The sequence below is a fragment of the Clostridium sp. AF28-12 genome, from assembly GCF_003435225.1.
GTDB classification, from domain to species: domain Bacteria; phylum Bacillota; class Clostridia; order Lachnospirales; family Lachnospiraceae; genus Pilosibacter; species Pilosibacter fragilis.
In genome coordinates, this window is the sequence record NZ_QWGJ01000018.1 from 40858 (window position 1) to 49048 (window position 8191).

Consider the following 8191-nt stretch of genomic DNA (forward strand, 5'->3'; position numbering starts at 1 on the left):
GATAGCATGATGGAACTGAAGAAAAAGCCCCTCTTTAACCCGGAGGGCGACCCTGATGTGCGCCTGCGGCGCATGATCGGCGGCAATACCACCAACCTCAACGACTTCAACAATATGAAGTACGCTTGGGTCAGCGACTGGTACCGGCAGGCCATGAACAACTTTTGGATCCCTGAGGAGATCAATCTCTCGCAGGATGTGAAGGACTATCCCCGCCTGCTGTCAGCCGAGCGCTGCGCCTACGATAAAATTCTGAGTTTTCTTGTCTTTTTGGATTCCATTCAGACAGCGAACCTGCCTAATATCGGCGCCTACATTACAGCCAACGAGGTCAATCTCTGCCTGTCCATTCAGGCGTTTCAGGAGTGTGTCCACTCACAGAGCTACAGCTATATGCTCGACACCATCTGTTCCCCCGTGGAGCGCAATGACATCCTCTACCAATGGAAAACGGACGAGCATCTGCTGCGCCGCAACACCTTCATTGGGGACTGCTACAACGAGTTTCAGGAGCGGAAGGACGCTCCCACGCTGCTGCGCGTGATGATGGCGAACTATATTTTGGAGGGCATCTATTTTTACAGCGGCTTTATGTTCTTCTACAATCTCTCCCGAAACGGGAAGATGCCCGGCTCGGCGCAGGAGATCCGCTATATCAACCGCGACGAGAACACGCACTTGTGGCTGTTCCGCAATATCATCACGGAGCTGCAAAAGGAGCAGCCGGAGTTGTTCACCGCCGAGAGCGTACAAGCGCTGCGCGAGATGATGCGTGAGGGCGTGGAGCAGGAGATCGCATGGGGGCATTATGTGATCGGCGACGACATCCCGGGGTTGAACCGGCAGATGATCAGCGATTACATCCGCTATCTCGGCAATCTTCGCTGGACGAGCCTTGGCTATCCGGCATTGTATCCGGGCTTTGAGAGCGAACCGGAGAGCATGGAATGGGTCAGCCAGTACGCTGACGCCAATATGGTCAAGACCGATTTCTTTGAGGCACGCAGTACCGCCTACGCCAAGAGCACCGCACTGATAGACGATTTATAAGAAAACCAAAGACATCAGAATAGGAGGTATTTTTTATATGGATATCCGAACGGTAACAGATGCCATCCGCTATGTAGGGGTGGATGATAACACATTGGCACTCTTTGAAAACCAGTACCCCGTCCAGCCTATGGGAGTGAGCTACAACTCCTATGTCATTCTGGACGAGAAAATCGCCGTGATGGACAGCGTGGACGCACGGGCGGCGGAGGAATGGCTTTCCAATGTAGCGCAGGTGTTGGGGGGGCGCAACCCCGATTATCTTGTGGTCACACACATGGAGCCGGATCATTCCGGCAGCCTCATGCGGATAGCGCAAGAGTACCCGGAGATGAAGATCGTGGGAAACGCGAAAACATTTACCCTGATCAAGCAGTTCTTTGGCACGGGTGCATTGTCGGAAGACCGTATGCTGGAGGTTGGCGAGGGCAGCACGATCTCTCTGGGCTCACACCGGCTGCGCTTCCTGCTGGCACCGATGGTACACTGGCCGGAGGTGATGACGGCGTATGAGGAAACGGAAAAAATCCTGTTCTCGGCGGATGCCTTCGGACGCTTTGGCTCACTGGAACGGACTGCCCGTGCCCCCTGGGTGCCGCAGGCCCGACGGTATTATTACAATATTATCGGGAAATATGGCGCACAGGTGCAGGCTCTGCTGAAAAAGACCTCCGCGCTGGAGATCCAAACGATCTGCCCGCTCCATGGTCCCGTGCTTACAGAAGGGCTGGAGGAGTGTCTGCGGCTCTATGATCTCTGGTCACAATGGGAACCAGAAGAATCGGAGAGCATACTGATTGCCCACGCATCCATCCATGGAAATACTGCCCATGCGGCGAAGACCCTCAAGGGTAAATTAGAGAAAAAAGGCGTGCAGGTCAGCATATGTGATCTCACTGTGACAGATCTTTCCTACGCTGTTGCCAGTGCGTTCTACTGCGGGAAACTGGTGTTGGCCTGCTCCACTTATGACGGAGGACTGTTCCCGCCCATGAAGGCCTTTTTGGATCATTTACAGACAAAGGGATTCCGAAACCGCCGGATCGGCCTCATGGAAAACGGCTCATGGGCCCCTGCTGCCGCGCGGCTGATGCGCGCCGAGTTGGAAAAGATGAAGGAACTCCGACTGTGTGAAACGGAGGTATCGCTGCGCGGCGCACTGAACCAAACCAGCGAAGCGCAGATGGATGCTCTTGTGGCGGAGCTCTGCGCGGAATAAGCTGCAACAAACCGCAGCTATTCTCGTACAGATGATGGTCTTACTCATCTGCTTTATGTCCCAAGGGCAGAGTACCGTCATCTCAGGTTGAGGTCACGATGTGGTGTGGGGCGAGAACGGAGTCTTGAGAATACCTAAACAAAAGAAAGGAGCTGACAGATATGGCAGCTATGAATATGAATCAGGAGCAGTTTGAGCAGGCGACCCGGAGCGAAAAGCCCGTTTTGGTGGATTTCTGGGCGCCCTGGTGCGGCTATTGCCGGAGGATCGGCCCTGCGTATGAGAAGATTGGAGAGGAATACGCGGACAGCCTCGTTGTCAGCAAGATCAATATTGACGAGGAGCCGCGGCTGGCGGGGGCCGAGGGGATTGAGGTCATCCCAACTCTGGTGCTGTACCGGAACGGAAAGGCCGTGGATTCCATCACCGCGCCCGGCTCAAAGGCAGAGATCGACCGCTTCATTCAGGAAGCCTTGGCGAAATAACGGAGGGTTCAGATATGAACAACAATCATGTTTATGATATGCTCGTGGTAGGCGGCGGCCCGGGCGGCTACACCTCCGCCCTGTACGCGGCCCGGTCGGGGCTGGACACCGTCGTGCTGGAAAAGCTGTCTGCTGGCGGGCAGATGGCCCTGACCGAGCAGATCGACAACTACCCCGGCTTTGAGAACGGGATCGACGGCTTCTCTCTGGCGGAGAAGATGCAAAAGCAGGCGGAGCGTTTTGGGGCACGCAGCGAATACGCGGAAGTTCTCCGCATGGATCTGACGGCGGTTCCCAAGCTCGTGGAGACCAGCGAGGGGATCTTCCGGGGGAAAACCGTGGTGCTGGCCACCGGCGCAGACCCCAGAACGCTGGGAGTTGCCGGAGAGACGGAGCTGTTGGGCCGGGGCGTGGCCTACTGTGCCGCCTGCGATGGGATGTTTTACAAGGACAAAACGGTGGTCGTGGTGGGCGGCGGCAATTCCGCCGCGGCAGATGCCCTCCTTCTCAGCCGCGTGGCGAAAAAGGTGATCCTCGTCCACCGCAGAGACACCCTGCGGGCCACCAAGATCTATCACGAGCCACTGGAACAGGCCGAAAATGTGGAATTCCGCTGGAACAGCACCGTTTCCGCGCTGATTTCCGGGGACAGGCTGACCGGCGTACGCCTGCGGGACACCGTCACCGGTGAGGAAAGCGTGGTGGACTGCGACGGCGTATTTGTCAGCGTGGGCCGACAGCCCGCCACGGCGCTGGCGGTGGGTCAACTGGCGCTGGACGGCGGCGGCTATATCGTGGCCGGAGAGACCACGGAAACCAGTATTCCCGGCGTTTACGCCGTGGGCGACGTGCGGACGAAGCCCCTCCGTCAGGTGGTCACCGCCGTGGCGGACGGCGCGATGGCAGTCCACATGGCGGAGAAATATATCGCGGAAAACCGATAAGGGAGGTAGATTGAAAAAGCCATGTTTAAGGTCAGGCCGGATACGACCGCAGTGGGGATGCCGACATATCTGCAAGGCAAACTGCCAGAGTGATGGTAGATAAGATCACCCATGTAAGATCGGGAGATATGTTGTCTCTCCATATCCAGTCCACGCAACAGTGAGCAACTGAACACAAAACACAGCCACAGATGTACTCTGCGGCTGTGCTTTTATGCATAGTACTTACGGAAAGGATTCGATAAGCAGATTTCTGTGATACGGATTTTGGATTCTCGCAGAGAGGAATTTCGATTGAGTAAAGCATATGAGCAGAAAATTGACGTGGTAAATGTCATTACTGCTCCAGAAATTGAAATGCTGATTATTCATGCGGAAGGAGCATATGATCAGTTTAAGCGTTCTGGAAAAAACCAAGCGAATTTTGTAAAACAAATCTTCGGATGCATGATGTGAAGTCGTATGAGATAGAATCGTCTTCGATGCCTCGTTGGGAAACCAACGAGGCATTTTTTTTGCCCCAATCCGACTGTATAGGACACTGAAAAAATCAAAACGAACCGTATGTAGTCCTGCAAGGACAACCAAAGTGCGCCTACGAGGCCAACGCGAAACAGGAGGATTCTTGTTAAACTTACTTTGTAAGGACGAAAGTCCGGATGTCCCTTGAAAACTGAATACTCATTCTTCAGGTACATTCCTGTTTGGTCGAGCCTTCGACTGCACGCCATGAAGCCCATCGGGGCGATAGCGGTTTCGCAGAAGCAAATGCCGGATTGCAACCGGCGGCGGTGTTAAAGCCGGACAGGGACAATGATACTTCCGTAATTCGCGGTCCGGCCATAAGGAAGGCGGGATGGTTAAATTCCAATGGAGCAGTGAAGCACACTGCCGCCTGTGAGAAATCCTACATCTCTGGGGTGATAAGAAAAAGTACAGAGAAACCATATTTTCAGAAAGCGCTGCCGGGTGCTGTATCAGCATGATACCTGGCAGGCTTTATCCATATCAGTGTATGGAGATTGGAGACAACAGAAAATGAAAGAAAACTGGGTTTATCGGCGAGGTGATTTATATCTCGCCAATCTCGGTGTTCCGGTTGGATCAAAGCAGGGCGGTGTTCGTCCTGTTGTGGTTCTTCAGAATGATGTCGGTAATTATTATGCGCCGACAATCACGATTGCTCCGCTGACATCAAAAATTGAGAAGAAGCGAAAGCAGCCAACGCATTTCTTTCTCCGTAAAGCAAAGGGACTGGCAAAACCGTCTATGGTATTGGCAGAACAGCTCGACACCTGCGACAAGATATGCGTGATTCGCTATCTTGGGCGGGTAAGTAAGGGTCAGATGCGTGGGATTGACGAAGCTGTAAGGATTCAGCTTGGTTATTACATTCCGGAACAGGTAGAGAAAAAAAGACAGGGCAAATGCCGAAAGGAAGGCGAAGAAGGCGATGGATAAACTGATTACAAGGAAGGAAGCAGCCAGTATACTGGGAATCAGCGTAAAAACACTGGATGCTGCAAGAACAGACGGTTTGATCTCCTATGTTCAGTATGTGGAAAACGGCTGCGTTTATTTCACGGAAGTGGGGATTCAGGAGTACATTGCAAAATGTACGCACCGTGCAAAACCGATGGAACGTGCTGCGACATATCGCAAACCTCGAAGCTTTCGGCGGTAAAAATCGACATCGTTGAGTATGGACGATGAATCCGCAATAATGAAAGCAACAACAGGATTGGAGGTAATGATATGGCGGCAAGAAGAATGATGCTTCCCGATTATGGTACGGTGAGTATGAAGGGAACGCAGTATTATCGAACCCGTGTAACAGATCAGCAGGGGCGGCGGGTTTCCTTATATGCAAGAACGAGAGAGGAACTGTACCAGAAGGAACAGGAAGCGATCCAGCAGATTGAGAACAAGACGTATCGCCGCAGTACACCTATATTACGAATCTGATTCATGCTTCGGTTGATCCGAAGACCGTTCAGTATCTTGCCGGTCATGAAAGTAGCAAGATCACCATGGATATTTACGCCAAGGTGAAATATAATCGCCCAGAGCAGCTCGCAGGAGTGCTGGAAGATGCTTTTGCATCGTGGGATTAAGAGTAAATCAGAAAAAACTTGGGGCAGGGATGGTCAAAAATCCCTGCCCTTTTTACATACATTCGACATCCTTGAAGGAAGTAGTGTACGCCATGATAATAAGAGTAGCAACACCCAATGTATGAAGATAGACGAGGAGGAGAACACATGGCTAAAGGAAAAAAGTGCCCTGCTGAACTTCCGGAATACGGAACAGTGATGATGAAAGGGGTACAGTATTACCGCACCCGGATTACAGATGCAGACGGAAAGAGAGTGGCGATTTATGGGCTGACACGCGAAGAATTATATGACCGGGTGGAAGATGCCCAGAAGAAAATCGCGGAAGTGGTTTTCCACAGAGAGAATCCGACCGTGGAAGAGTACTGCGAAAAATGGCTGTTGATGCGGTCTGGAACGGTAAGAACCAATACGTTGGAGGGATACGCGCGGATGGTGAATCGGTACATCGTGGGGCCGATTGGACAGATGTATATGGATGAGGTGACCACAGATGACCTGCGGCTGCTGATGGTTCCGCTATCAAAAGGTTCTTCCGGAATGTATGGTCAGCTCAATATGCTGATTAAGAACATTTTTAATTCGGCAGAAGAGAGCAAGGTGATCAAAGAGAATCCATCCAAAACGATTTGCGCAAGAGGAGGAAAGCCTGCGAAACGGCGCGAAGCTTTGACGGATGAACAGACTGCCATTTTGCTGGATAGCATTCGTGAGCTACCACCGTATGTTTTCGTAATGATCGGCTTGTACGCGGGATTGCGTAGAGAAGAGATTCTTGGATTGAAATGGGACTGCGTATTCCTGAATGAAAAAACGCCGTACATTTCTGTAAGGCGTGCATGGCATGTGGAAGGCGGTGAGCCGGTGGTCAACACACTTTTGAAGACTCCGGCAGCGAAGCGAGATGTTCCGATTCCCAAATGCCTGGTAGCCTGTCTCAAGGAAGCAAGGGAAAAATCAGAATCGGAATATGTGATCTCCAATTCAAAGGGAACTGTTTTGACGGAAGCACAGTTTGTGAGGGTCTGGAAGTACATAACAGTCCGTTCCACCGCAGAACGCTGTTATTACACCTATGTAAATGGGCAGTCCATCAAGCATAGAATAAAGCCAAGGCTTGGTGAGCATCAGCCGAACAATCCCAAGCTGGTGTATACGATGGACTTCAAGGTGACTCCGCACATGCTGCGGCACACCTACATCACCAATCTGATTTACAAAGGTGTTGATCCAAAGACGGTGCAGTATCTGGCAGGCCATGAGAACAGCAAAACGACTATGGACATCTATGCGAAAGTCAAGTATAATAAACCTGAGAAATTAAGCAGCGTTGTGAATGCTGCATTCGGGCTGCGTTAAACTGCACCAAAAATTCCTCGATTTCGTGGGTTTACCTATGGGTTTACTGAGAGAGGAAAACCAGAAAACCCGCATAAATACTGGACTTTTTGGACCAAGGATAGGTGAGTACGATCTCAAAGCAGCTCGTCGCGCTCCGCAGTTCAGCAAGCGATAATCGACTGCTCAGACTATATCAAAAGGTTTACAAAAGCCCGGAAAATCAAGGTTTTCCGGGCTTTTGCTATATCTAAACGGGCTGATATGGTTTGACCAAATTTGGCAAAACGAGAGCCGATTTCATCCAATTTTTAGTGGTCCGCAAGTGGTTAACTGGCTAAAAAGAGGGCAAAAAGAGGGGGAAGTGGTTCCTAAAGTGGTTAACCGAGAGCTGATTTTTTGGGGGCTTTTCAGCCCTCCTTCCCCTCGTTTTTTGGCTGTGGCAGTTTGGCATAGTTTGAGCTAATTTGAATAATTGAATATGAATTTGATGTAGCACACAGTATAAATGCTGGGTGCTTTTTTCATTTCAGGAACTCGTATTCCGGCGATAGAAAGAGCCGTCACTTCACTGTTAATTTTGAAGTGGCGGCTTTTTCTATTTCCAGAAGCAACAGCAATAATTAGAAATGAGGTGAAGTCAATGAATACGCAAATCATCGCCATTGCCAACCAGAAAGGGCGCTATGTGCCAGTGGCACATGTTTAGCGCCGACCGGAGCGGGAGCGGAGAAGCGTTGGCAAGACAACGACCTGTGCCAACTTGGGAATCGGGCTGGCGCAGGCCGGAAAGAAAGTCCTGCTGATCGACGGAGACCCGCAAGGCAACCTGACGATCAGCTTAGGCAATCCCCAGCCGGACAAGTTGCCCTTTACGCTGTCGGACGCTATAGGGCATATCCTGATGGATGAGCCGATTCATTCCGGCGAGGGTATCCTGCATCACCTGGAGGGAGTAGACTTGATGCCCGCCGACATTCAACTTTCCGGTATGTGAATATAATTTAACCTGTTGTGCTAGATAAAATAATATAAAGAAAC

9 protein-coding genes and 2 pseudogenes are annotated in these 8191 nt (G+C 51.3%); all 11 read left to right on the plus strand.

Features of this window, described 5'->3' with window-relative positions:
• Positions 1–6: 6 nt before the first annotated feature.
• Positions 7–1050 (plus strand): ribonucleotide-diphosphate reductase subunit beta, encoded by a 1044-nt coding sequence (locus DWY93_RS13850; protein WP_117470960.1) that lies wholly within the window; start codon positions 7–9, stop codon positions 1048–1050.
• Between the two features lie 37 nt (positions 1051–1087).
• Complete coding sequence (locus tag DWY93_RS13855) at positions 1088–2269, plus strand: MBL fold metallo-hydrolase (RefSeq protein ID WP_117470959.1); 1182 nt, start codon at positions 1088–1090, stop codon at positions 2267–2269.
• Positions 2270–2430: 161 nt separating this feature from the next.
• A complete protein-coding gene (gene trxA / locus DWY93_RS13860; RefSeq protein WP_117470958.1) occupies positions 2431–2754 on the plus strand; it encodes a thioredoxin in 324 nt (107 codons plus the stop codon).
• A 14-nt stretch (positions 2755–2768) separates the two neighbouring features.
• Complete coding sequence (gene trxB, locus DWY93_RS13865) at positions 2769–3698, plus strand: thioredoxin-disulfide reductase (protein WP_117470957.1); 930 nt, start codon at positions 2769–2771, stop codon at positions 3696–3698.
• 294 nt (positions 3699–3992) lie between these two features.
• Positions 3993–4154, plus strand: a complete 162-nt coding sequence (locus DWY93_RS17890; protein ID WP_242992203.1) for a hypothetical protein — start codon at positions 3993–3995, stop codon at positions 4152–4154.
• A gap of 582 nt (positions 4155–4736) precedes the next feature.
• Complete coding sequence (locus tag DWY93_RS13880) at positions 4737–5159, plus strand: type II toxin-antitoxin system PemK/MazF family toxin (protein WP_117470956.1); 423 nt, start codon at positions 4737–4739, stop codon at positions 5157–5159.
• Positions 5152–5382 (plus strand): hypothetical protein, encoded by a 231-nt coding sequence (locus DWY93_RS13885; RefSeq protein WP_002576363.1) that lies wholly within the window; start codon positions 5152–5154, stop codon positions 5380–5382. The genes DWY93_RS13880 and DWY93_RS13885 overlap by 8 nt, the downstream gene beginning before the upstream one ends.
• 71 nt (positions 5383–5453) lie before the next feature.
• Positions 5454–5663, plus strand: a complete 210-nt coding sequence (locus DWY93_RS13890) for a hypothetical protein (RefSeq protein WP_242990642.1) — start codon at positions 5454–5456, stop codon at positions 5661–5663.
• A pseudogene (locus DWY93_RS17595) lies at positions 5627–5812 on the plus strand (site-specific integrase); the annotation flags it as partial. The gene DWY93_RS13890 and the pseudogene DWY93_RS17595, both read left to right, overlap by 37 nt.
• A gap of 147 nt (positions 5813–5959) precedes the next feature.
• The gene (locus tag DWY93_RS13905) at positions 5960–7171 is read left to right on the plus strand and encodes a site-specific integrase (RefSeq protein WP_117470954.1); all 1212 of its coding nucleotides are present in this window, start codon (positions 5960–5962) and stop codon (positions 7169–7171) included.
• A 622-nt stretch (positions 7172–7793) separates the two neighbouring features.
• A pseudogene (locus DWY93_RS13915) lies at positions 7794–8144 on the plus strand (AAA family ATPase); the annotation flags it as partial.
• Positions 8145–8191: the final 47 nt, after the last annotated feature.

Coding starts and splice junctions, on each gene's coding strand:
- DWY93_RS13850 (WP_117470960.1), top strand. CDS start 7: ATGATGGAACTGAAGAAAAAGCCCCTCTTTAACCCGGAGGGCGACCCT.
- DWY93_RS13855 (WP_117470959.1), top strand. CDS start 1,088: ATGGATATCCGAACGGTAACAGATGCCATCCGCTATGTAGGGGTGGAT.
- trxA (WP_117470958.1), top strand. CDS start 2,431: ATGGCAGCTATGAATATGAATCAGGAGCAGTTTGAGCAGGCGACCCGG.
- trxB (WP_117470957.1), top strand. CDS start 2,769: ATGAACAACAATCATGTTTATGATATGCTCGTGGTAGGCGGCGGCCCG.
- DWY93_RS13880 (WP_117470956.1), top strand. CDS start 4,737: ATGAAAGAAAACTGGGTTTATCGGCGAGGTGATTTATATCTCGCCAAT.
- DWY93_RS13885 (WP_002576363.1), top strand. CDS start 5,152: ATGGATAAACTGATTACAAGGAAGGAAGCAGCCAGTATACTGGGAATC.
- DWY93_RS13890 (WP_242990642.1), top strand. CDS start 5,454: ATGGCGGCAAGAAGAATGATGCTTCCCGATTATGGTACGGTGAGTATG.
- DWY93_RS13905 (WP_117470954.1), top strand. CDS start 5,960: ATGGCTAAAGGAAAAAAGTGCCCTGCTGAACTTCCGGAATACGGAACA.